Annotated in this window: 21 protein-coding genes; 5 read left to right on the top strand and 16 right to left on the bottom strand. The window is 44.2% G+C overall.

What is annotated here, in order from left to right; genetic code table 11:
• Positions 1 to 169: 169 nt before the first annotated feature.
• The 4 genes from MKY85_RS14095 to MKY85_RS14080 form a co-directional block, all read right to left on the bottom strand.
• Complete coding sequence (locus MKY85_RS14095; protein WP_342573020.1) at positions 170 to 2,221, bottom strand: serine hydrolase domain-containing protein; 2,052 nt, start codon at positions 2,219 to 2,221, stop codon at positions 170 to 172.
• A 111-nt stretch (positions 2,222 to 2,332) separates the two neighbouring features.
• Complete coding sequence (locus MKY85_RS14090) at positions 2,333 to 3,634, bottom strand: GHKL domain-containing protein (protein WP_342573018.1); 1,302 nt, start codon at positions 3,632 to 3,634, stop codon at positions 2,333 to 2,335.
• Complete coding sequence (locus MKY85_RS14085) at positions 3,635 to 4,375, bottom strand: LytTR family DNA-binding domain-containing protein (protein ID WP_339242535.1); 741 nt, start codon at positions 4,373 to 4,375, stop codon at positions 3,635 to 3,637.
• 198 nt (positions 4,376 to 4,573) lie between these two features.
• Positions 4,574 to 5,338, bottom strand: a complete 765-nt coding sequence (locus tag MKY85_RS14080; RefSeq protein ID WP_342573015.1) for a YheC/YheD family protein — start codon at positions 5,336 to 5,338, stop codon at positions 4,574 to 4,576.
• A 203-nt stretch (positions 5,339 to 5,541) separates the two neighbouring features.
• Between MKY85_RS14080 and MKY85_RS14075 the strand changes: the two genes are divergently transcribed.
• Both MKY85_RS14075 and MKY85_RS14070 read left to right on the top strand, forming a co-directional pair.
• The gene (locus tag MKY85_RS14075) at positions 5,542 to 6,351 is read left to right on the top strand and encodes a DUF6492 family protein (RefSeq protein ID WP_342573013.1); all 810 of its coding nucleotides are present in this window, start codon (positions 5,542 to 5,544) and stop codon (positions 6,349 to 6,351) included.
• A 17-nt stretch (positions 6,352 to 6,368) separates the two neighbouring features.
• Positions 6,369 to 7,742, top strand: a complete 1,374-nt coding sequence (locus MKY85_RS14070; RefSeq protein WP_342573011.1) for a sugar phosphate nucleotidyltransferase — start codon at positions 6,369 to 6,371, stop codon at positions 7,740 to 7,742.
• Positions 7,743 to 7,848: 106 nt separating this feature from the next.
• Here the strand turns inward: MKY85_RS14070 and MKY85_RS14065 are convergent, their stop codons facing one another.
• The 5 genes from MKY85_RS14065 to MKY85_RS14045 all read right to left on the bottom strand — a co-directional run bounded on the left by MKY85_RS14065 (position 7,849) and on the right by MKY85_RS14045 (position 14,261).
• Positions 7,849 to 10,668, bottom strand: a complete 2,820-nt coding sequence (locus MKY85_RS14065) for a glycoside hydrolase family 2 TIM barrel-domain containing protein (protein WP_342573009.1) — start codon at positions 10,666 to 10,668, stop codon at positions 7,849 to 7,851.
• Positions 10,669 to 11,075: 407 nt separating this feature from the next.
• Positions 11,076 to 11,870: an SDR family NAD(P)-dependent oxidoreductase gene (locus tag MKY85_RS14060; protein WP_342573007.1), complete on the bottom strand. Its 795-nt coding sequence runs from the start codon at positions 11,868 to 11,870 to the stop codon at positions 11,076 to 11,078.
• Between the two features lie 129 nt (positions 11,871 to 11,999).
• Positions 12,000 to 12,998 carry a helix-turn-helix domain-containing protein gene (locus MKY85_RS14055; protein WP_342573005.1) on the bottom strand — a complete coding sequence of 333 codons (999 nt, stop codon included), beginning with the start codon at positions 12,996 to 12,998 and terminating at the stop codon, positions 12,000 to 12,002.
• A gap of 193 nt (positions 12,999 to 13,191) precedes the next feature.
• Positions 13,192 to 13,764 (bottom strand): alpha/beta fold hydrolase, encoded by a 573-nt coding sequence (locus MKY85_RS14050; protein ID WP_339261414.1) that lies wholly within the window; start codon positions 13,762 to 13,764, stop codon positions 13,192 to 13,194.
• Positions 13,765 to 13,952: 188 nt separating this feature from the next.
• Positions 13,953 to 14,261: a hypothetical protein gene (locus MKY85_RS14045; protein ID WP_339242523.1), complete on the bottom strand. Its 309-nt coding sequence runs from the start codon at positions 14,259 to 14,261 to the stop codon at positions 13,953 to 13,955.
• A 162-nt stretch (positions 14,262 to 14,423) separates the two neighbouring features.
• On the opposite strand from MKY85_RS14045, the gene MKY85_RS14040 reads away from it, so the two are divergent.
• The 3 genes from MKY85_RS14040 to MKY85_RS14030 all read left to right on the top strand — a co-directional run bounded on the left by MKY85_RS14040 (position 14,424) and on the right by MKY85_RS14030 (position 17,627).
• The gene (locus tag MKY85_RS14040) at positions 14,424 to 15,659 is read left to right on the top strand and encodes an ATP-binding protein (protein WP_339261051.1); all 1,236 of its coding nucleotides are present in this window, start codon (positions 14,424 to 14,426) and stop codon (positions 15,657 to 15,659) included.
• Positions 15,660 to 15,701: 42 nt separating this feature from the next.
• Positions 15,702 to 16,127 carry a hypothetical protein gene (locus MKY85_RS14035; protein ID WP_339242519.1) on the top strand — a complete coding sequence of 142 codons (426 nt, stop codon included), beginning with the start codon at positions 15,702 to 15,704 and terminating at the stop codon, positions 16,125 to 16,127.
• Positions 16,128 to 16,352: 225 nt separating this feature from the next.
• Complete coding sequence (locus tag MKY85_RS14030; RefSeq protein WP_342573001.1) at positions 16,353 to 17,627, top strand: stalk domain-containing protein; 1,275 nt, start codon at positions 16,353 to 16,355, stop codon at positions 17,625 to 17,627.
• An 88-nt stretch (positions 17,628 to 17,715) separates the two neighbouring features.
• On the opposite strand, the gene MKY85_RS14025 is transcribed toward MKY85_RS14030, so the two are convergent.
• The 7 genes from MKY85_RS14025 to MKY85_RS13995 all read right to left on the bottom strand — a co-directional run bounded on the left by MKY85_RS14025 (position 17,716) and on the right by MKY85_RS13995 (position 25,073).
• Positions 17,716 to 17,934, bottom strand: a complete 219-nt coding sequence (locus MKY85_RS14025) for a hypothetical protein (RefSeq protein ID WP_339302543.1) — start codon at positions 17,932 to 17,934, stop codon at positions 17,716 to 17,718.
• 38 nt (positions 17,935 to 17,972) lie between these two features.
• Positions 17,973 to 19,148: a Ger(x)C family spore germination protein gene (locus MKY85_RS14020; protein WP_342573000.1), complete on the bottom strand. Its 1,176-nt coding sequence runs from the start codon at positions 19,146 to 19,148 to the stop codon at positions 17,973 to 17,975.
• Positions 19,149 to 19,166: 18 nt separating this feature from the next.
• The gene (locus MKY85_RS14015; RefSeq protein ID WP_339242513.1) at positions 19,167 to 20,282 is read right to left on the bottom strand and encodes an endospore germination permease; all 1,116 of its coding nucleotides are present in this window, start codon (positions 20,280 to 20,282) and stop codon (positions 19,167 to 19,169) included.
• Between the two features lie 40 nt (positions 20,283 to 20,322).
• Positions 20,323 to 21,732, bottom strand: coding sequence for a spore germination protein (locus MKY85_RS14010; RefSeq protein ID WP_339242512.1), 1,410 nt, complete (start codon positions 21,730 to 21,732; stop codon positions 20,323 to 20,325).
• Positions 21,733 to 21,917: 185 nt separating this feature from the next.
• Entirely contained in the window at positions 21,918 to 22,799 is an 882-nt protein-coding gene (locus tag MKY85_RS14005; RefSeq protein ID WP_091016464.1) for a carbohydrate ABC transporter permease, read from the bottom strand.
• Positions 22,800 to 22,813: 14 nt separating this feature from the next.
• Complete coding sequence (locus MKY85_RS14000) at positions 22,814 to 23,704, bottom strand: sugar ABC transporter permease (RefSeq protein ID WP_339242510.1); 891 nt, start codon at positions 23,702 to 23,704, stop codon at positions 22,814 to 22,816.
• Positions 23,705 to 23,807: 103 nt separating this feature from the next.
• Positions 23,808 to 25,073, bottom strand: coding sequence for an extracellular solute-binding protein (locus tag MKY85_RS13995; protein WP_339242508.1), 1,266 nt, complete (start codon positions 25,071 to 25,073; stop codon positions 23,808 to 23,810).
• Positions 25,074 to 25,104: the final 31 nt, after the last annotated feature.

Below are 25,104 nucleotides of genomic sequence, written 5' to 3'. Positions count from 1 at the left end.
AATGAGCCTAATATATAACTACATAAAATATAACGAGCATTGAGTCCGAAAAGTTACTCGATTGTTAAATTATTCTAAAAATCAAAAAGCCGCCAGTTGGCGACTTCCTGAATACGACATTAGTTATGTGACAACGTTGGGAACGTGATTTTGTAATGAGGTCCCTGCTTTACTTTAATTCAATCTGGAATACATCACCGGCGTTGCCACCAAAAACGATAAAACCACTTTTCGGGAGCTTCGTTGATTCCTGATTGGTTGCTACAGAGAAATCAACCACTACTCCTTGATCATCATACACTGCGTAACCTCCGCTGTTCGGAGAATTCACCGTGATGGATTTGTTCGCCGATCGGGAATCGATGGCATACCACCTTGCTTGACCATTAGCCGGGATAGTCGTAATTCCTTTTTTTCCACCAAAGATTGGCGTAATTGCATCCTCTGCAATGTATTCCTGCCCATCCTGGATCAAAATCTCGGCACCATTTTTCGTGTAAAATTGTAGATCGAAAGCATCTCTTCCGTTCATCACAGGAATCTGGGCGATGTTCTTCGCATTATTCGCATCCAAGATTTCCGTGCCATTGGCGTAACCATTTTGGGCATCAACAGACAGATTTTTGATCAGCATCGATGGAAGCAGATAAAAGATCGATGTTATTTTTTCATCCAGTGCGTAATATTTCGAGCCGTCACGAGCTGTCCATTTCTCTTTTGTTGTTGCGTCCAGCGCATGTTGATCCAGTTTTTGATAATCATACGTGTTCATTACGGTTTGGCCTATCCCAGGTAACGTTATCACGGCCTGAACTTTAACATACACCTTGTCATTACGTTCCTTCACAAAACTGGCTTTCACGCTGCCATCTGTACTTGTAAAATGTTCATCCCCTGTGTACACATAGTTCTGCTCTGGAATAATTCCACCCAGCAATGCAGGCAATTTGAACTCGTCATCCTCGATCTTTATATCCAACGTCTCTCCTACCGTACCGTAGAGACCGGAGTACGTGCTTAATTCTGTGGGCATCTTCACTTTATCGGGTGACGAGAAGGTCTGATCGGGCTTCACCTTGTCAATAATACCTTGATCCGCCAGAACTTCCAGTAGCACTTTGCTGGCAAACATCTGATTGTAAACGGAAGATCCACCGGAAGATAAGACCGCCATTGAAATATCATGTTCAGGTATCGTGATTAACACGGCATGATACATCATGGTATCTCCGCCTTTGGCAAGTGCGGTAACCCCATAATCGCTGAACGGTGCAAGATCCACCGCATCCCACCCCAAGCCATAATTGATCGTATTTTGCTCATCTGATACCCAGATGCCCTTACGATATTCATGAGCTTGCATGGCCTTCACAGCAGATTCGGACAGAATATCCGGTCTATTCCCCATCAAAACCTCTCCGAATTGACTCAACTCCTCTGCGGTGGAGTACACTCCGCCTGTACCGATAATGTTTGCATTTTCGGTCGGCATCTTCATTGCAAGTGTTGGCCAATAGGTTTCGGATAACTGATTTCTATCAAAGTCATCCATTGGCGTCTTCGTTGATTCCAACTTCAATGGCTCACTGATGTACTGGTCGATATATTCGCTGTAGGATAACCCACTCACCCGTTCCACCATAAGCTCCAGCAACTGGAAGCCATCATTGCAGTAGACGGAATAGGCTCCCGGCTTGGATTTCAGTTTTTCGGACTGGAGTTTGAGTAATAGCTCGTCATGATTGCGGGTGTCATTATCGTCAAACAACATGCTGTTTCCATAATGTGTACCGTAAAGACCGGATGAATGATTCATCAACATGCGCGGTGTGATTTGAGTATATCGCGGATCTGCCATCTTAAAGTCTTTGATATACGAAGTAAGCGGCTCATCCAGATCTATTTTGCCGGAATCGGCCAACTTCATGGCGGCTGCCGTAACAACCATTTTGCTAACCGAGCCTATGCCGTACATGCTTTCCTTGTCTATTGGCTTTTGTGATGCCTTGTCGTGCAATCCAACACTATCTGATAAAATGAGTTTCCCTTCGTCCCTGATCGCATACTGCACACTGGTGACACCGTAGTTTTGCACCATCTCCGTGGCGATCTGCTCCGCCCGTGTCTCAATCGTTGTACTGGTATTCTCCTTTGCGCTGACATCTGTCATCGGTGTAATTACAATCACGGCTGTACATAAAAGACTAATTAACTTTTTCATCCCAATGTCCTCCCTCAAATGTTCTTATGAATGAATTCATCATATCCGGGAAATGACAGATCGAACGCAATTGGACCCTGAATGGAAAAAAACAATCCCCGAACGGTATGTTCAGGGATTGTCGGTGTGAAACGGAAGCACGACCATGTTGTTAAACTTCCGATACGGATGTTCAATACTCATATGTCCGCCATATTTCTCGCATATTCTCGATATATTGGTTAGACCGATGCCATGGTACTCGGGATTTGGCTTTTCACTTTTCAACTCAACGATCGGTTTCTCTACATGATTCATAATCTGAATGACGAGTGCAGAAGATGTGGAGTGAATGGCAATGAGAACATATCGATCCTCCGCCTGTCTAACCTTCTTGGAGGCTTCAATTGCGTTATCGAGCATGTTACCAAGCACCACACACAGATCATAACGATCGATTTGGATATGTTGCGAGTGGAGTTGGATTTTGGTGTCGATTTTGATTCCGTTTGCCTGCCCCATAGCCAGGGTATTTGTAACAAGAGCATCAATGACCAGATTGCCGGAATTCACCCGCTGATACGCACCTTCAATGGTATTCAATGTAGACTGGATATGTTCACCTGCTGCCGCCAGTTCGTTACGTTTGATACATTCATCTATATACAGAAATTGCTGATTGATATCATGGATGATGCTTTTAATATTTTTAAAACTATGAACGGTCTTCTCATAATTGGCATCCTGGTAATCCATCTGACGCTGTAACTGGGTATTTTCATGTGTGAGCTGTACCTTTTCCACCATATTATCGAATACATAAACAATGAACACGTTGAGAAAAAGAGAGCCCAGTACTGAAAAGACGTAAAACAAATTTTTTTCACTATAGATGGAAGCCACATTGATCTGATAGATCGTAATGATGGGCACAATAAGAAACAGCAAATAATAACGATAATGCACAGCAAAACCTCTGCGTTTGGCGACTAGACGTACAATTTGAATAACAATGAACATGATACTGCAACCAAGCAGCATCACCTTGGAGAGAATCCAGTGATTTTCACCATTGAACTGTTCCCATGAGATGAAATCTCCAGTGGACTCCAAAACGCCTAGAATATATACAGCTATCGTATTCGCCATTGTAATCAGAACCCCATACAGGATGGTAAACACAAGCTTGATTTTAAACTCCACTTCATAGGATTGTGCCAGACTGAAAATTAATAGCAGAGCTACCCCCGTCGAAACGAGGTCCGAGAAGGAAGTTGCCAAATAAAAGTAATCCAACAGCACAAATACCAAGAAATAGACTGCTCTACGCGGCTTCCGCTTGGACTTCCCCAACACAGAGTCAAAATAAAAATTTGCCTGGAAAGCCATAAGTAAGGTCACGAAGATGATAGAAAACATCATATACATGTCCATTTACTGAACCCTCATAATCATGTATTTGGTATAGGCATCCTTGACTTCCTTAATCTTGGATCTGCCTATGGGCAGCTCCGTCCCATTTAACATAACGACTTGAGTACCGGAAAACTTCTGCACGTGCATCAAATTAATGATAATCGAGCGATGAATCTGTAAAAAACCATGGTCTTTCAAACCGGAAGCATAGCTGGATAAAACACCTTTGGTCTCATGCACATTTTCTCGTGTCACCACATTCAACTTGTTCTTGATCGTTAAGCTTTTGACGACCTCCATCCAGAGGATGTCATCATATTTCAGCAGCAATTCATCATAGTCTGACTTGATCAGCACATACTTTTTCTCCAATGCCTGAAAATATTGACACAGCTTAATCATCTTCTCCTCGAAAACTTGCGGCTGTATTGGCTTGATCAGATATTGAAAAGTGATGACATCGAAGCTCTCCACCATGTATTCCGGGTAACTGGTCAAGAACATAATCTGTACATCCAGAAACTTCATATTCCTGATCTCTTTAGCGGTCTGGATTCCGTTCATTCCACCCATCTCCACATCCAAGATGAGAATATGAAATGTATCCCCAACCTCTCTGTAGTGTGAGAGCAGTTGTTCTCCAGATGTGAATAGGCTAATTTGAAAATCAAAATTGGTTTTTAGAGATAAGGAGACCAGCATTGATTTCACACGATCTCGCTGCTGCTGCTCGTCATCACAGATTGCAATATTAAACATGGAGGGACATCCGCCTTTCATCAACATCGACTCTGAATTTCACTCTCGAATATACTATTTTAGCATAGGTTTCAGTGTCGAATTAGGATGAGATGCATTATTCCGACCCTAAAACGCAGATCAACAAAAAAAGTCGCCACATTGGCGACTCTTGAACTTGAAACCTTCTCCAGCCATTTCTATGAAAAGTCCGGTCGGTTATTCTGTTTTTTTGGGCACAGCATGGCGGTAAAATCGTATTACCTTGCGATACATTGTCTTGTCTTTTAATTGATTGAATATATATGGGTCGGGTTTGACATTTACCTCAATAATCCAGGGTTTCAGACTATGATCAAGGCCGATATCTACACCAATTTGCATTAGATACGGGTACTTTTTTTTCATATGACGAGCTATGCGCAGGCTAAGCTCATTCATCTCCTTAACCAGTTCATTCCTGCGTTTAGTGGATGCATGTGATTGTAGCAGCTTGTGAATATCCATCGGTGTACCACCACTATGATAATTGGTTACGATTTTCTTTGGATGACCCAGTCGGCCGATGATTCCGGTAGCTTCCCATTGCTTGGTCGGGCTTAGCTGTATCATGACTCGGATGTCAAAACGTCTGTTATTGTGCTTAAGAAGATGGATTCCTCTCTGAATCAGATAGCTTCTTTTATTCACCAAACGTGTCAGACTGGTATAGAACGATTCAAAGCTGTTAAAAGTCAGACGTTTTTGATCATGCTGATAGACAAAATGTTGATGATCTTCCATTTCAGCCTTAATGACACCCATCCCGAAAGTACCTCTCTCAGGTTTAACATAGACCATTCCATACTTGCTGATCATGGATTTCAGATTCGTTTTGTTATATTTCTGTGTGTCTGGGATAAACGGTTTAATAGATTCATTATTAATAATCAATTTTGTTTTTAACCACTTGCTTCTTAATGGCTGCAATTTATCAACTCCCATGTCGTACATTCTTCCTTCAGCAGCCGCATCAAAGCCTGCTGTTTGATCAAGATCCTGCATGCATTATATGTCATACCGATATAGGAACCCTCTACAAGAGCCCCTATTCGTAAAAAATGTATATTAGCACATGCCCTGACCAAACCACTTTTGCACACATACCATGGAAGAAGTCATAACGATATGTGCAAGGAGTTGAGAAGATGTCCGTTCAGCGTGGAATGCAGTTAAATGCTGCGCCCAAGATTGATGTTCTTATACCAGCGATCGAGAAAGATCTGGCTACTCTTCCCCACGTCATTGATAACATTCGCCGTTACGTGAAGCATCCCATCGGAAGCATATATATTGTTTCTCCGGTCAGCTCCAAAATCAGAAAACTTTGTTCCCTTAAAAACTGCATTTTTGTTAATGAGCGATCCGTCCTGCCTCTAACCAAAGACGAGATACACTACCAGTCCTCCCGATGGAATCGGTCAGGCTGGTTATATCAGCAGCTGCTCAAAATGAACGGAGATTCCATTGTGAAGGCAAAGCACTTTTTAGTCATGGATGCGGATACCGTACTGATTAAGCCTCATACATTTCTTGTAGAAGGCAAAACCGTCTTTTACTGCCGTGACTGGAGCCAGCCGGAATATTTCAATACCTACCGCAAGTTGTTAGGCATGAAAGCTCCGCGTCCCCGCTCTTTTGTCACCCATTATATGCTGTTCGACAAATCGAAACTCGCTGCCTTAAAACAGAAAATTGAAGATGTTCATAAGCTGCCATGGTACAAAGCGATCATCTCCAATATCAATAAGAAAAAGCAGTTTGGTTTCTCCGAGTATGAAACGTATGCCAATTTTATGTATACGAAAAACCCTGGCAGCATGGCCCTTAGAAGTTCCATGAATAAAAGTCTGAATGTGAACGCTTCTTCGTTAAAAGAGCAACAAATCCGTAATCTGGCTCTTAAATACCGTTCTCTTTCCTTTCATAAACGGAAAATCTATAGTAAAGCTCCCTGAGCGTAAGGAGGAAGCCCATGCATATCGTATTGCTGTGCGGCGGCTCTGGCAAAAGGCTCTGGCCTTTATCCAATGAGCTTCGCTCCAAGCTGTTCATAGATATACTTCCATCACACGCTGGAGGTAGGGAATCCATGATCAGCAGAGTATGCCGTCAGCTTGGCAGTTCATCCCTAACAGATTCAACACTCATTATTTCACATCAGGATCAGGCTAATATTACGGCACGACATACTCAAGGCAAAATACCAGTCATTGGGGAACCTTATAAAAGAGGCACTTTTACTGCGGCTGCCTTAGCGACGTTATATCTGCAATCCTTCCGAATGGCCAAAGATGACGATGTAATCTGTATCGCTCCAGCTGATGTGTTCGCAGGTGAAGATTTTTTCAGCAACTTCCAATTACTGCCGGATATATTGAAACATTCTCAAGCCGATATCGCTTTAATTGGGACAAGGCCTACACATGCTTCAGAACAGTATGGATACATCCTGCCGGGTGGGGAAGAACGTAATGCTTATGCGCCCATAACACAATTTATAGAAAAACCCGAAACCACCATTGCTGAAACTCTGCTACAACGTGGGGCACTATGGAACTGCGGTGTGTACGCATTCACCGTCGCGTTTATGATATCCCATATTAAAAAAATGGGGCTTCCGGTTCATTATGATCAATTGTCGTCCCTGTATGAAGCGTTGCCTGAACGCAGTTTTGACAAGCATGTTGCAGAAAAGGCACAGCGGGCCGTAGTCCTGCCTTATAAGGGAGTGTGGCAGGATATCGGAAGCTGGGATACGCTGTGCGCCCAGTTAGATACCCATGTAATCGGACACGGTGGAATCTCGGGTTCTTCCTCCGATTCCTATATTATTAACGAGCTTCCCTACCCCATCCAAGTCATTGGTGTGCCAGGTATTATCGCTGCCGCAAGTCCGGATGGCATTCTCATTGCCAACAAAAATAATTCAAATGAAATTAAAGCGCAATTGGGTAGCTTGCCACTAAAACCGATGTATGGCGAAGCAACCTGGGGCAGTTATCGTGTCATTGAAAGTTCGTTAGAAGATGAGAGTGCAACAGTAACCACATTAAACATAACGGTTCTACCGGGCAAACATATCGGGTTGAACTGGCATAGAACTGGGTGGAGAGCATGGACCGTGCTTGCAGGCAGTGGGCAAGTGCTTGTCAACAGAAAGGTCATGCAAGTGAGCATGGGCAATCAGTTCGCGATTACCAAGGAGAGTCTCTTTTCTATTCTGGCTGAAACCAGGATGGTGATCCTTGAGGTCCGGATCGGAGTAACAGAGGAGAAAGACAACATACTTTTTGAAGAAGAAGATTGGAATGTAATCCTAAAAAGTGCAGGTTCATCTAACGTTTAATGGGAGAATGAACCGATTCAATCTGCGTGTCTTATAGCCCCTTCCATTCGCGGAAGGGGCTCATTGGCATAATTAAGGGAAACCTGACACTTCTTCTCCCTATATCTTAGTTAAACAACTTGCGAAGTTCCTCGACTTCCAGGCGGGCAGCTGGCTGGTAGGCCGGACTTAGTACATAGCGCTGGAAGCTGTATAACAACTGTCTGCCCTCCAATGTAGTCATCAGACGCTCCAGATTCAGCGCTCCCATCAGCACTCTACCCTTCCCGACCCGAAACTCCATCAACAGGCCGAGCTTGTGGTTTCGTTCAAAATTATCAATGGTCTGCACGATTGGCCGCAGCTCCTTATTCAACTCATCCAGAATGATGGATGACGATTCAGAAACGATGCTCCACCACGGATAGGTTGAGTGCTCCTCTGTGACAAAATGTTCGAAGACCGGATGATCCTGTTGAATTAACAAGCCCATTGTGCCCACAGGAACTTCTCTTTTCATATTCTCCGATATCGATCGGAACATAGGGTAAGACCAAAAGTCGGTGCTGTAGAAACCTTGGATCGCGTGTTGAATCTGATCAGGATTCGGGAATAGTAGAATATCCTCCCCCTTTTCAAGCAGACCCAGCGCTTGTTCCGAAAGTTCGGTAAAGAGGTTAAGACCGCTCAGACCCACTTCGACTTGCCCGGGGTAGATCCACAAGTCATAAGACTTACGGATATCCGTGCCCGGAATGGACATTCTAAGCTCCACTTTGGTCATATTGGAGACTTCAGGAATACGAATGCTAAGATCCGTGATACTCACATAATGTTCTCCATTGAACGCTGGTAGGTCAGCTCTCCCTTCTACAAGGATGCCGTCTTGTTGCTGCTCGCTTAGTAGCTCCCACTTCAGTTGAAGTCCATCCAACACTTGTCTCCGGAAGTAACTTAGTTCAATACGCGCTTCGAATAATTCACCAGCTCGATAATTATATTTGGGAAATCTCGCGAGCAGCACCGCATCGGAACAGAACGTTCTCCACTCTTCAGGTGTAATCATGCCTTTGGAATCCATGAATGCGTCCAGTACACCTACCAGCGCTGTTCCCTGACCACTGAAATCCTGGAGATCCAGCAGTTGGAAACCTGCTAGTTGCTGCGAACGAAAAGCCGCTTCCAATTCTTCTTTGTAACAGGCGACTGCAAGCTTGCCAGAGGCCCTGAAGTAGGCTTCTGCCAGATGTCCCAATCCTTTGGCTTCCAGACGCTCTCTGAACACTTCGAAGTTTTTGGCTTTAAGAGAGCCTGTATACTTGCTGATCTCCTCAAAATTCGGAAACGTGGCATACTGTCCAATTTCATGCGAGATGATCGGTACATGTGAGATGAGTTGATCACTTCCGGCTTCAGCCTGCACCGTTTTGGAACCTGTGCCATATTGAATCTGAATCTCTTTGTCCCCCGTTTGAGCAGCAGGGCCAGCATCACTACCTTGCTCAGGTACAATGTTCGAATCGTAATCCTTCAATGTGTTGGGCAAGTCGGTCTGTACATGTCCTAGCGGCGCATCACACATGGCATACGAACCTCTGAACAGACGCTCTTTCGAGAATCGAACCCCACAAAAGAATTCACTTTCCTCCAGAATGTCCGGTACAAACTGAAAGTTGTTGGAGCCTTCGGTGTATAGGTGACGATGATCATATGCTTTGTATGCTTTCAGAATTGAATTCAATCTGTCCTTGCTGCCCCAAAGTTCATTTCCCAAGGACATCATGACAAACGAAGGATGATTACCAAAAGCTTGCAGCATCGCAAACCCCTCGCTGATCAAGTAATCCTGCTCTGCTTGATTGTGTGCATCCGAGGATTCGTCCGTAATGGTTCCCCAGAACGGAAGCTCAGGTTCCATATAGATGCCGAGCAGATCAGCCGCAATGAAAGCAGCCTCTGGAGGACAACAGGTATGGAAACGGTAGTGATTAATGCCGTAAGACTTGGAGATCGCGAGAATGCGAACCCATTCATCCACATCGGTTGGCGCATATCCCGTGAGCGGAAAGATCAGTCCGTCATGTTTGCCCCGAAGAAATGTTTTGCGACCATTAATCGTGAATTTGTCCCCAGCTGCCCGGAATTCCCGTAATCCTGTCCATACTTCGGTGGAGTCCAGTATTTCCCCGTTCTCGTCTTGCAGTTGAATGTGAAGCTGATACAGATTAGGCTCATCATCACTCCATAACATGGCATCTTCGCCAATCTTATATGTCAGCCCAATCTCCTGCGAATCCGGAATGAAAATCTGTTCCTTCGTCGTATGAACCGGATCTGCACTGACAGCAACAGCGGATATGACGATATGTACTCCTCTCAGCTCACCGACAAGTGCTCCTTTAATCTCAAAAGACCGATTCGCAAGATCAGGGTAGACCTGCACATTATCCAGAAATACACGCTCAAAAAATTGAAATTCCATCTTCCCGGTAATCCCGTTCCAATTGGTCTGCGTGTCTTCAGATGTAAGATGCCCGCCTTTGGTTGGATAATTGGTATTGTCCACTCGAATCGTGATCGTATGTGTCCCAGCCGTTAACCCTGCCTCCAACTCGTAACGATGAGGTGTATTTAGACTGTTTTGCGTGCCCCATTCTACCCCATCAATCCAAACTGTGGTTACTCGTGTTCGTTCCAGGTGCAAGAAACAACGTTTATTCGCCAAATGTTCGGGAATATCAATCTCACGTGAAAACCAGGCATATCCTTCAAACAAATACTCATCCGTCAGCGCACCGATTAACACCTGTTCATTTTTCTTGCCTTTGCCCGCATGAGAAGTTGTATTAGGTAAAGTAATAACGTCTGAGAAATTCAGACCATTCTCCACTTTATGCTCATCGAGCTGAAGTTTCCAGACACCTTCCAGATTTAATGCAGCTATCATAATTTTGTCTCCTCTGAATTCATCTGTTTAATAGAAGTAATCGCTTCCAAGTCATAGAAACCGTTTTCGGTAAATCATACCTGTATTATAAACTTGATACCCCTCCTCGCATAGGTCTTATGTATAAAATACCGTACCTCTTTTCAAAACAAACGTCTTCAAAGCTAAATAGTATCTTTTATCATATTGACGTGTGGTTATAAATTTCCTAGAACATCGTCAACACTATTCCATTAATATTGCTTTTCTTATAATCATTTACGCTCCAACCTTTCCTCGTAGATTGATGACTCCATTATAGAACATTTGTGTAAGCAAATATCAACAACGATCTTTAACATGGGCATTAAAAAAGTCGCCAATACTGGCGACTTCTTATCGTTACTTATGCTGTATCCTGAACAATTTTAGAATATGGTGGGTACCATGCCCCCGTCCATACGGATGGGAGAGCCTCGAAAGGCTGAAGCATACGGGCTGCATACAAAAGCGGCGAGTCTGCCTATTTCACTTGGTTTGATGAAGCGCTGTAATTCAGACTGAGGCAGATTTTTTATCATAAAGTCTTTCTCTTTTTCCTCGAAAGTCAACGTCTCATCTGGGTATATGCCCTCAATGATTTCCCGTACGTTTTCGGACAGTGTTGGGCCTGGCAGGATCGTATTAATCGTAACGTCGGTGCCTGCTGTCAGTTTGGACAAACTTTTGGATAATGACAGTAGCATTGACTTGGTCATGCAATACTGGGGCATCTGGCCTGAGGGCATTAGGGCTTCTTCACTTGCGATGAAAATAATGCGCCCGTCATTGTTCTTCATCATTTTAGGTAAATAAAATTGAGACAAGCCATTGGCAGCCAACACATTAATACGGAAATATCTCTCCCACACTTCATCATTCAATTCTTCATATTTCATGATCTCATATATGCCCATGCTATTGATTAATATATCAACTTCGGGAAATTTCTCAAATAAAACTTGGCGTTGCGCTTGATCTACAAGATCAGCCGTGGCCTTCTGCGGAGAGGTGTCTGGAAAAGTGGTCTTGATTTCACGAACGGTATGTTCCACCTCTTCATCATTGCGTCCATTAATCAGCACATGAACACCTTCTTGGGCAAGTTCCATGGCAATCGCCTTACCAATTCCTTTTGTTGATCCTGTAACTAAGGCTGTTTTCTCTTTTAGTCCCATATCCATCCTGCATTTCTCCTTCATGATTACAACTATCCGGCAGCTATTTTTGAACATTATCAACAGCTTCATGCACTGGATAGTTATAATATTACGCAGTCTGAAGGGCTCAGTAACTAGCATCTTGCGCCAGAGTTAATGCCTGACACGCCAATTCGATGGCGTATCTCCTTCCCAGGTCCGAAACGCACGATAGAACGAATTCTGGTCTTCATATCCAACCAGGAATGCGACCTCTTTGATATCGAGCGAAGGATCTGCCAGGTACTCCCTGGCCTGCTCACGTCTGGCTTCGGTTAATAATTGCTTGAAGTTTGTATTTTCTTCCGTCAGTCGCCGTTGCAAGGTACGATCACTCATACGAAGTTCTTTGGCGACCGCCTGGATGTCAGGGCGCTTTCCTGTGAGGTTGCGTTTCAAGATCCATTTGACCACTTCAGTAATGGAATGACTGTTCTTCTGTTCGTTCAGCGACCGATCCAGAGCCGGGGTCAGAATCTCCAGTAACTCCTCGTTATACGAGAGAAATGGAAGACTCAGATCTCTTCGCTCCAGCGTCAGCCGATTATAGTTGGAGTTCGTCTCAACTCGGCAGCCAAAGTAAGCTTCAAGCGTATATACGTTGCCCATCGGTTGGGAGAACTCGACCCTTTTGGCCATCAAAGGCTGGCCTGTACCCCTACGTCCAAGTTCAAGCAGAAATGCCAGCGTAATACCGACCAATAATGGCGGACCTGTTAGCTCCTTATGTAACCATTCGAGTTCAATGATACATTCCTCCCCTGCTTCGGTAATCTGCAAACTCTCGGGAGGACACATTTGCTTGTAACGGACCATTCGATTCAACGCATCACGATAATCACGAGCATGGTACATCGCCAGCACAGGCGGAGGATACTTGGATATCTCATATCCGGTTGCAAGTTTGATGATGCCCTCGGCGGTGTCCCCTATGAGATCAGAGTAAGCCTGCCAGATTGCAAAGTACTGAGATTGGGTCACTACAGGTTTATTTATTGTCTCGAGAGATAGTTGTGCTGTCCGAGCGATGTCTTCTGCACCAATTCCCAATTGATATAATCCGGCCCAAAAGCCTGGGTGAACTTTAATTCGATCATTCGGTTGAGATTGCATGAATCCAGACTCCTTTAGCTTGTTCCATTTTTCATTCTGATTTCTAATTATAGAACGGATGTAGCTATTTTTGAATCTTACCTCAGCGAGCTATTTCGGATAATACGAAAAACACGACTAACCATGAATGGTCAGTCGTGTTCAAATCAATCATTCAGTATATTATGAAAGCATGCCACTATTACCAATTTAGCTACTCGTTCAACGCGGTTTTGATCAGGGCGTTTACCCGTGAATTGAACAACAGACCGATATGGGATACAAGGGAAACAGAAATGTTGTTCGCCCCGTTCAACCGGGACAGTGCCGGGGACACGATCGTATCACTGGTGGAATAGATCGAAGTCACCTTTATTCCACTCGGAGCTGTAGTAGTGGTCAATCGATTAGCCCCTCCCAGGGTAATTAATTTGTCCACTTTGGAAGCGCCGTCACGATTAATTATGTAATACAGACTATTTGCTCCGCCCATGCTATGCGCTACAATGTTAACTTTTGTGTGACCTGTTTGTTGCAGTACATCATCTACAAAACGACTGATGGCTGCGGAGTTCAATAATTGGTTTCCTTGTTTGCTAGGGAGGTCAATCGCGAATAGTTCATCTCTCGTCCACCCTTGGCTACGCAAATAACTCTCAATCGCTGTAAAATTGCTATCTGAACCGGTCAGTCCGTGTACCAATACAATGGGTGTACGTGCAGTAGCTCCAGAAGCCTTTGAACTTGAGCCCATCCCAGGTACCGATATGGCGAGAATCATGCTCATGAATACAACAAGTATTAATTTAGTCTTTTTCACTTCATTCACTCTCCTGTAAAATGATTTATATTCCATATATTACAAGCTAACATATGGAATATAAATGAACCTTTAGTCTCATTTTTACAGGATTATCCAAACGCACTACAACGATTTGATTCCATTTTATCCAGATCTAATTCTCAGCCTTTTATTTATCCTTCAACAATATCTGCACGCAGATCCGTTGCAATCTCCATCATTTTGGGGACAATTGCCTCGTTAGAAATAGCCACATAGATATCGCCCATGTACAAACGAAAAGCAATCTGTGTTCCCTCAAGATCCCACATAAAAAAATCCCCATCGATGGACATGGTGCTCTCTGCTCCGACAATATGAAGAACCGGTGAATAGGTAAATTCGGGCTTCGATTCAAAGTAAAGTTTGCACTCTTCCAGGGAGATGGATTGTTCCGCATTGTTATCTTGTATGGACCGGGTAATTCGAAAACGCTGATTCATTGAGATGCCTCCACCAATTTATATATTTTTCATGTTCTACAGCACTATATTTTCTCATTTCCATCTTCCACTGTCAAAACCATACATGCTCAATTCTTCGAATTCATATATACTGAATACAGTGCACAACGAATTTCTACAATCAGGAGGAGTCAAATCAATATGTTAAAAACAGAATTCATTGATGTACTATCTATAGTCTCACATAAATTATATGATTCGGCTGCTAATGTTATGGACACGGCAAGCAGGTTAATTCCAGCAAATACGTTTTGTATTGCCCAGTTGGATCACCTGTCCACCAAAGTTCTGAACGTATATAATCGTGACAAACTAATTCTGGGTGAGGGACTAGTCGTTGAAAACGCCGAGTCATACTGTGCGCTTGTGACAGAACATATCCAAGGCCCGTTGGTGATAAATAATAATCTTACTCATCCTTTAACCAAACATATGGATGCTACAGAATTCGTAGGCGGTTGTTCATTTGTAGGGGTACCTATACATAATGAGAACGGAGAGATTTACGGCTCCCTCTGCTCATTTGATCAGGATTTCTATTCCTATCAGCAAAGAGACGTGGATCTGCTTCTCTCCTTGTCTTCATTTTTCACAAGTCTTCTTGAGATGGAAACGACGCTGCAGCAGTTAAAACAAGCGGAAGAAACCGCTGCAAAAGTACTTGAAGAAAAGAACAATTTATTGGCAGTGCTCAGCCACGAAATCCGTACACCAATGAATGGTGTTCTTGCGATGGCCAATCTGTTACAATCTACCCGGCTAAATGACGACCAGTCGTTATATGTTAATGTCATTGAGTCTAGTGGCACAAGTCTTCTATCGATGATGGATCAGATTCTCGATTATTCGAAAGCTGAGGCTGGTGCGATCTCTTTGGAGATCAATCCCTATAGTGTCACTGAAACAGTAGATCATGTATTACAATTATTCTCTTCTGAAGCACAGAAAAAAGGAATTTGTTTGTACGCAGAATACAACATCAATGATCATGTGATGCTAATGGGTGATCAACACAAAGTTCGTCAGATTCTAATTAATCTCGTTGGGAATGCGCTTAAATTCACGGAGAAAGGTGAAGTATGTATCTCTGCTCAAGTATCTGCTGATAAAAAAGGGCTTCTGCATGCAACCTACGAAATACAGGATACGGGCATCGGCATCCCACAGGATTGTCAGGATCTGTTGTTCAAATCCTACTCTCAGATTCATGGTAATTCAGGGAAGTATGGCGGAACGGGATTGGGCCTGTCCATCTGTAAACAGCTTGCTGAATTTATGGGTGGCGTGGTATGGCTTAAAGATTCCAGTGATTTGGGCAGTCAGTTTGTCTTTAATATTTCCAGCATTGCCCCACCGTCCATGCGAATATCCCGATGAGGAATATATTATTCTATCTGGAACAGATAGGAGGTATATTCATTGACGCAATTTCTAGATGCACGGACATCACAGAATGCCGCCTTGTTTAATTCCATTTCCATACCGATTCCAGTGATCCTTACACCAGAATTATTTGGCCAGATTGGTCTCATAACTGCTGGAGCCGGAACCAATCTAAGAGTTTCCTTAAAAGGAACCATCACGGTGCAATTGCCGCGTGCACTTTTTGTAGTGAGGATTACTGTTGTACGAGGTACAATCGCAACCGATCCAATCGTGTACTCGGGAAACCACACCTATGGTCTAGATGGTCTGCTTAACCCAGAGGTGATTGTCTTCGCTACCACTGACTATAACCCCCCGCTCATGCCCCAATTAACCTACACCGCGTTTATCAGTACAAACCTGCTGGGTACAACACGGGTCGGACCTGAGAATTTCGAAGGATTTGTTGTTTCAGATTAAAAACACGTATAACCCCATGCCTCTAAGCTGTTTCCCATTAGAGGTATGGGGTTATTTAGGCCACTCTCTTTCAATTGAAAACTGGTTTTTTGTTCTTTCTTCTGCAGTTTTCGGACTCTTATATTGGAACGATATGAAAATTTTGTTATGCTACATATGCTAGATTACTAGATTTTGTTATAAAACATGATTCTATTATTAAGTATTAGTAGGAGGAAACAAACGATGCTTATTAAACGTGCAGGAAAAATTGCTGCGGTTACGGTGATTGCTCTCTCTATCATCGGGGGTACCCCAAATATCGGTGGAGCCTATGCTGCCCCAGCCATCTCGGTTCAATTGGATGATGTCCCCCTGAAATTTGATGCAGCTCCTTGTATTGAGAAAGGTGTCACGTACGTTCCATTTCGGACGGTCGGGGAAGCCCTTGGCATCGATATTACCTGGAATAGCAAATCACAAACTGTAAAAGCGACGCAAATTGTGAAAGGACAAGCAACAGAAGTACTGCTTCAAGTGGGTAGTACTACAGCGACCGTAAACGGGAAGAAAGTTACTCTCCCAGCAGCACCCGTTCAGCGGGAGGGACGCGTGCTCATTCCACTAAGTTCATTCAGTAACCAATTCGGTGTACAAGTAAGCTGGAATCAGGCAACCAAGACGGTCTCCCTCGTATCTCCACAACGCGAGATGCACCTGAGGGCCTTCTATGCATTGCAATCCTTTCAAGAAAAGGATCTTATTCCTTCCATGAATTCTGTAGCATTTGGTTGGAGCCGCATTGATCGCGAAGGTCAGTTTACACTTCAGGGGGATGAGTACCGTCTTCCTGCTGCTTCGGGTGATATTACGCCGCAGTCCATCGTTGCTGACGCGGCAGATCAGCAGATCCAACCGCAGCTTATGGTATATGCCTTGGATGGAAACGGCGAACTGACCAAAGTATTGAGTAACGCTGAGTTGCGGCAAAAATCAATTGAAGGCATAAGTGCTGCTGTCACAGAGCATGGTTTTGGTGGAGTTGTTCTGGATTTTGAAGGACTGGGCTTTAAACTGGATGCAGTAGAACAACAGAAGCTGCTCAATGCTTACGTGAAGCAATTAAAGAGTTCCTTGTCCCAGGATACATCCTTATCACTAGCGGTCCCGCCTCTAAATAGTGCTTATAAGGGTTATGATTACAAGACACTTGCCTCTATTGCGGATGATCTTATTATTATGGCCTATCAGTATAATCCGGTTGGCACCAAATCTCAGGTACCTGAGCCAAATAGTCTTGTAAATCAGGCGATTCAATTAGCTATAGAGGCCGGTGTTCCGAAGAGTAAACTTCTGCTCGGGATCAGTTTAAGCAGTGAAACGCCCTCCTCGGTAGATGACAAGCTCGGTCTTGCCAAACGTTATGAACTCAAAGGAGCCGCGTTCTGGCGTCTGGGTCTGTTCCGTTCCTACAATACAAAAATGGAAGATGCCGTGAACGCTTCAGTAATCAAAGAATAGACATCTTTGAGCTGATGCAGCTCACTTCAAACAACAGAAGGACCTCATCTATGGTACGTAAAGACGTGGTCCTTCTGTTTCCATATTTTCACTTCATTAATTTATCCACGCTTCCAAATACAAGCTTCATAACCTGAGTAGGACCAGGAAAACGGGGCTGAAAGAGAAGGATGATCCCAATAACTGTCGCCACTGCAGTAATCCCCGCACTCACTATTCTGGCTCGCTTCTCTTTGCTACTCTTCCACTCTCCATACATTATCGCAGCCGCCAGCATCAAAATTCCAAGGATTGAGCCTATTTTCATACAATCACCTCATTCTCTATAACAGGAGCGATCTCTGTTCAATTTTCGTCCTCATCAGGTAACCCCTGCGGGCCTGTAGATTTCCCGGTACGTACTACATGTGCATCCACTTTGACTTCCACGTCCAATTCAGGATAGATGGTTTCCCAGTTCTTCTCCTGCTTCTTCCATTGGTTCGGATAATATCTGCGGAATTCAACAGCAAATTTGAAGAAATCGGTGCGCAACTCCTTCTGGGCCATCTCTAAAGCATCATGAGCCAGTGTTGTAAGCTTAGCTGACCATTCCTGTTCCAGTTTAGATAACACAGCGGGATCAGTCAGATCGGCCTCCGTTGTATTTAACACCACTTCTCCCCGGGTTTGGATGTCGACCTTCATACTCCACTGTTGATTTACAATCCGAGGTTTCAAGACCGTTTGGATTTCAATGGGTTGGATCGAAAAAGAACCTTTTAACGGCTTAAATTCAACAGGCATGATAATGTTGTTCAGTTCTTTTGCAAGTAATAGTACACCTACGCTTAGTGGTTCTTTGACCGTCTTGACGTAGCGATCCTCCTTATACAAGCTCAAACCTTTTACATATGGGGTGGTTGTCAGTTTATCCTGATCGGGCTCCGGGGGTAAGATTAACATGCGAGACAAGATGACCGAGCTGCCTGGACCTTCGATCGATTTACCTAGTTCAAGAGCGGTAATCCGTGTACCCAGCTTCAGATTGGCCATCTCACGCAGCGATTCAGCAGAACTCCGCTCCAGAGGATCAAGCAAGGCAAGGATATCTTTTGCCGCCCTTTCGCTGGAAAAGACATATGCATGCTCCCTAAACTGGGGATAACGCAGGAAGAAATCGATGTACTCGCGGATACCGCGTTTACCGGCTTGCTCACTAATGATGATGACTTCGCAGTGGCCCCAGAACATATTCCGGGGAACCTTACGTTGTAACCGATTCAATGCCTCAGCAATTGTAAGTCCTTCCGCTGTTCGAATCATCGTAACCCCGCTTGGACTGCCTCCGCTCCCACTGCTATCTCCTGCACTGGCCTTTCGCGGAATGAAAATCTGTGAAGTCAGTTGCACTTTGCCATCTTCGTAATCTATACCCGTAGCCAGCACGATAGCCAAATCGTTAATCTCAATGCGATCCCAGCATCCACTTAAAAGTACACAACACAATATTGGCATTAGTAGTACTCTATATATTCGCAAGTGCTCCTCCCCCATCAATCAGGTGTTCGCTTGATTCTTTCGAAAATGTGCCCACCCTTTCTTCAGCCATGCGACACCGTAGATCATAGCCGGAAGGATTAATAAAATGCTGATCGTATACAAATTAGCTGAAGGGCCAATCAGACTGGATGTACCTGATCCGCCGGACACAACCCAGTAGGCATAAACCATGCATAGAAACGAAAGCGGCACAACGACGGGTTTGTAATCCTTCAAACCGAACCATTCTGCTGTGGATGTCGCAAAAATATAAAGAAAAACAGAAATCTTGACGAAGATTCCAAAAATCCAAACCGCAATAATCAGGGATTCAATATGTTGCAGAAAGTCTGCAATGGTTATGTATCTTGCGGCAATCATAACCGGATATACAAAGCTATCCGTCAGATCTCCAATTAAAAAAAGGCAAAACAGATTGATTACCGTCATTGCGGTTGTCGTTAGTATAAGGGAACCCAACATAACTCGTGTTGTGCGTTTTCTACGATTGACATAAGGAAGCAAGAAGGCAATTACGATGTATTCACTAAACCATGCAGCAGGAGCAAGGGCTCCTTTAATGCTAGGTAGCGGTCCGTTCTCCATGAAAGGGAATAATTCCGCTGGAGTCAGTTCCCCGATCAATAGAATGAAGATTAGACTAAGCAACACGATAAGCAGGGTCACAAAGATTTGAGACGTGCGTCCAACTACTTCGATTCCTAGTCTGACATTCAGCGCACACACCGCAACCATCGTCCCCATTACAACGAATAGCGGAGTCCGCGGAAGTGCATTGTTAACGATGAATTCACCGTACGTCCGTATAATCAAGCCCGTCAAATGGGGCAAAAAAATGATATACACCAATCCTATTAATTTTCCAAAGATACGTCCCGCAATCGATACACTCGATTGAATGAGCGTTTTTCCGGGGTACAGGCGATCCAGTCCGATAGAGATCGCTACCGCTGCAAAACCAATAAGGGAGCCTATAATTGGAGAGAGCCACATGTCATGACCTGCATAATGCATTGTAATTCCAGGAACAGACAAGATGGCTGTTGCGAGAATGGCAGGAAAGATCATGAATGCCAATTGAGTCTCTGATATTTTTCCTTTGTCAGTTAACATGTGTAATCCCTCTCCCTTGATTGCTTGAGTATGAATTGTTCTAATCCGGTTTGTTCCTTGGTGCTGGACGCCACCATACATCCTTGAGTTCCTTGCTCATCGTAGGGGCTACTGGTGACAGATAAGGTGTTCCGAATGAACGAAGACTGCTCAGATGAATGACAACCAGGATAACTCCCAACATGACACCTGTGAGTCCCAGCGTTCCCGCCAGAAACATCATAGGAAAACGCAGTAATCGGGTCGCAATGCTGGCAGCGTAACGAGGGATCATGAAAGAAGCGATACCGGTTATCGCAACAATGATAATCATGGGGGCTGACACAATTCCGGCACTCGTCGCCGCTTGACCAATAATTAAAGCTCCCACGATACTGACTGCAGATCCGACCTGCTTCGGCAATCGGACGCCCGCCTCCCGCAGTGCTTCAAAGGCGATTTCCATAATGAGCGCTTCCACCAGTGCAGGAAAAGGGATCTCTTCTCTCGCCCGCGCAATACTGAGAAGCAATACGGTCGGAATCATCTCCTGATGAAACGTCGTAATTGCTACATAAGCGGATGGGAGCAGCATGGATAACACAAAAAAAATGTATCGCAGCCAGCGTACAAAAACACTCATAAACACATTTTGATAATAATCTTCGGGGGATTGTAACATGGAAAAGATGGTCACTGGCGCAATAAGAGTGAAAGGCGTTCCGTCCACAAAAATAGCAAAGCGACCTTCCAGCAAGTTGGAAGCGACAACATCCGGACGCTCCGTCGCAATCATCTGTGGAAATGGGGAGTACCGCTGATCAACAATGCCTTCTTCAATGTACTGACTCTCCAGTACGTCACGAAGTTTTAAATCCGAAAGTCGTGTCTTCACTTCCTTTACCAGCTTGGGGTCGATAATTCCCTCCATGTATACAAGTGAAATACTGGTGTTGGTTCGATCTCCCATATTACGTGTATGAAGCTTCAATGCAGGTGTCTTAAGACGTTTGCGAAGAAGAGATACATTCATCGTTAACGATTCTGTGAATCCATCCCGTGCACCGCGCACGGTCGATTCAGCTAAAGGTTCCTCGGTTGAACGATTTTCAGCTTTGTATAGAGGGTATGTAGTTCCAATCATTGAACCTTCCAGTAGTAACAAAGCTTCCCCCTCTAATATCGCCTGCACCGCCTGAGTAGTTGTTTCAACACTTTTAACTGAAGCCAGGGGAACCTGCGCAGCTTCAATCCCCATTTCCTGAAGGGGGGTTAGAACTTGTCTCTCCAGCCGCTCTGTATCGCATAAACCCACACAATATACACATAGTGCTGAAGTATGACATGCGGTTTGGAATGTATGAAACATAACATCCGAGCAACCTGCAAAAACGGAGCTTAACATTTCCTGATCAATAGCAAGATGTCCGGTTAACGGCAGGTTCTGTTGTGTTATCTGTGATGTGTCCATACCGCCCTCCCCTTTCTGCGCATGCTCGTCCAGATATTCTCAGTTAAAGGTATCCTTTACTTATACGTTGGTATATATACGCAAAATATTGAATAGCAAAAGAGCCGCCCTCTTGAGCGACCCTGAGAATATAATCAGAATAAAGGACCCTTTGCATCCCTGATATTCCGTTATACAATTCGTCACTATCCTTTTACAGCACCCAAAGCAACACTTCCGATAATCTGTTTGGAAAACACAGAGAATACAACAATAATAGGCAGGATTGAGATTGCTACACCCAAGTATAAGAGCCCATAATCCATCCCATAGTAACCCTGAACTAACGCAACTAGTACTGGAAGGGGGTATTTATCCAGGGAGAAAAACAGTACAAGCGGTGTTAGAAAATTATTCCACGACCCAATAAACGTGAAGATGCCAAGGGCGGAGATGGCCGGCCCCAGAATAGGCAATACAATCTGATTGAACGTCCGGAACTCACCGGCACTGTCCACACGTGCAGATTCAATAATCTCATCCGGGATACTGCTCTCCATGAACTGTTTGATAAAGAATACATTAAACGCGTTAGCCGCAGCCGGCAAAATAATCGCGGCATAGCTGTCCAGAAGCCCCAACATACTGAATAGGCGATATACCCCAATCAGGGCCAACTGACCCGGCACCATCATGGTTGCTAACAGAAACAGGAACAACCAGTTGCGCCCTTTGAATTTGAATTTGGCAAAACCGTATGCGGTCAAAGCACCAATATACAGAGATAATACAGTTGATGATCCTGCAATGAAAATACTGTTGGCAAACCCACGCCAAATGTTGATTTTCGATACCATGTTCATATAATTATCCACCAAAAACGATCCGGGAAGAAAGGTGAATGTTGAAGCAATCGTTGCATTGTTGTGTGTTGAATAGATGAGCATCAGATAAAATGGAATAATGCACAGCACGGCAAGACCAATCAATAACAGATAGATGATGATCTTGCCTGCCGTCAGTCGCCTTGTGGTGGCATATTGCTGAATCGCTGCATTTGGTTGTTCAACTGATTTTGCAGTTTGCATGAGAACTCCCCTCCCTATGAACGGCTCTTCCGCTTGGTCATGATGAAGGATGCAACGGACAACAGTATGATGATAATAAACAGACAAAATGCGATTGCAGCGCCGTACCCAAAACGAGTGCTCTGAAATGCGACATTATAGAGATACATAATGCTTGTCATGGCTGCCCGGTCAGGACCACCATTGCCATTGGTTAATGTAAATGGTTGATCAAAAATCTGAATGCCACCAATAATGGAGGTAATCATCTGAAACAAAATAATTGGACGGAGCATTGGCACGATAATATGAATGAAAATATGTTTCTTTTTCGCTCCATCCATCTGCGCAGCCTCCAATAACGACGGATCTATCCCCTGAAGACCTGCGAGGTAGATGACCATGGAATAGCCAAAGTATTGGAAAAAGAGAATCGAGGACACAATCAGACGCATAAACCAGGGATCATTTTTCCAGTTAATTGGATCTTGTATGATGCCAGTTTGCACCAAAAAATGATTCAGTCCTCCGGATTGCCAGTCAAAGATCAGGCTGACAAGTAACCCGAGTGATGCAGCCGTTACGATATTCGGGAAAAAGTATACGGCTCTGAAAAAATCCCGTCCTCTGAGCAGCTTATCATTCAGGATAAAGGCCAACACCAGGGAAATCGTCAGCTGCGGAACGACAGATACGCCCCAGATGAATAATGTATTAAACAAGGTTTTGTAGAACAACGGATCTTGTAGTACAGCCACGTAGTTACCGATTCCTACAAAGTCAGGAGTCGTGATGCCATCAAAGTTGGTGAAACTGATATAGAGCGAATATAAAATGGGATAAAGCCCAAAAATGGTGAAAATAATAAAGAACGGAGCAATGAAATAGTAGCCGTAATGGTCCTTGCGAATCGTTTTGGCAAACATGTTCTATCCCCCCAGTTATCATCGGATGTGTGATGTGTATAACCATCGCTTACTTCGAGGGCGTGTCTGAAAACTCCGAAGAAGGTTATCAGACCGTCCTAAGCTATTCCACTTCCAGCTCCGGAAATCTCAAGGTGACATCACGTTTGATTCGCTTTACGACTTCTTCCTTGGTCTGAATGTCCTTATTGAGATACAACTGGAGTACATTCTTGTAGATATCGTTGTTAATAATCGCATCATATTTGGTGCGTTCGTATACAGGAACCCGTTTCGCAGCCTCTGAGAAAAATTCGAAATGCTTCTGTCCTCCCAAATAGGACGATGAGAGAGACGGAGCAAGTTCATCATTCACAACCATGTTGCTCGTGAAATAATCCTGCTCTTTCGCGAGCTCCGACAGAAAATCATGGTTAAAGTTATAGAACTCGATAAACTTCCAGGCGAGATCTTTTTTGTCACTTTTACTATACATCCCTATATAAGTTCCGCCTGCACTAAACGCTGACGGTCCCTGCGCCAATCCCCACAAGCCTTCGGTATCCGGGGCATTTGCCTTGAACGTAAATTGCAGGGCCCAGGTTGCCCCGGGATAGAACATGACCTCTCCTTTTTGCATGGATGCAGCGTAACCGGCACTTCCATCATCATACTCGGCAAGTACTTTCCGCTCACGTGCTTCACGTACAAGATCGAGTACTTTCAAGTAGGTTGGGTCGATGACAAGTTTGCCTTCCTTCACCCAAGGTATACCATCATATGAATTCGATATCGCATTCCAATTCGCCAATGCATGTACTTTATTCCCGCTAAGTTGCTGCACCTTCTCTCCAATCTCGAAAATCTTCTCCCATGTATCGATCTGTGAACCCACCTTCTCAGGGTCATCGGTACCCAAGTATTCCTTTGCCAAATCCCGACGGTAATAGATGCCCCCTGGTGTTCCCTGGTAACCTATCGCTCTGACATTTCCTTCACTGTCCTTTTCATTGGCCTGCACAAAAGCATATTGTTCCTGAATAAGTTCATTGGCGTTATACGGCGAAGCTGATAGATTCTCCAGATATGGAACGTCAATCAGTTCTCGAATATTCGCATTTTCAATCATAAATACATCCGGAGCCTTCGAGGTCGTCTGTAGCGCAGATTTCAGCTTGGTGATATAGAAATTACCGGGGATGTTGACAAAGTTCACTTTGATGTCAGGATATTGCTGTTCGAATTTCTCGATGGCATATCCTGCTTCATCCGTAAAACTCCACACGGTAATCTCCTGTTGCTTGCTTTGATTGGATGGACTGAACTGACAACCAGCTAACAACAGTGCTGCACATACAAATACAATTGTTGGCTTAAACCACTTCTTCATAGGCCCCCTCCTTCAAAAAGGAAACGCTTAC

It is taken from the genome of Paenibacillus sp. FSL R5-0749, from assembly GCF_038595085.1.
Lineage (GTDB): Bacteria > Bacillota > Bacilli > Paenibacillales > Paenibacillaceae > Paenibacillus.
The sequence above is the reverse complement of the archived record's forward strand: the minus strand, read 5'-3'. Positions and strand labels throughout refer to the sequence as shown.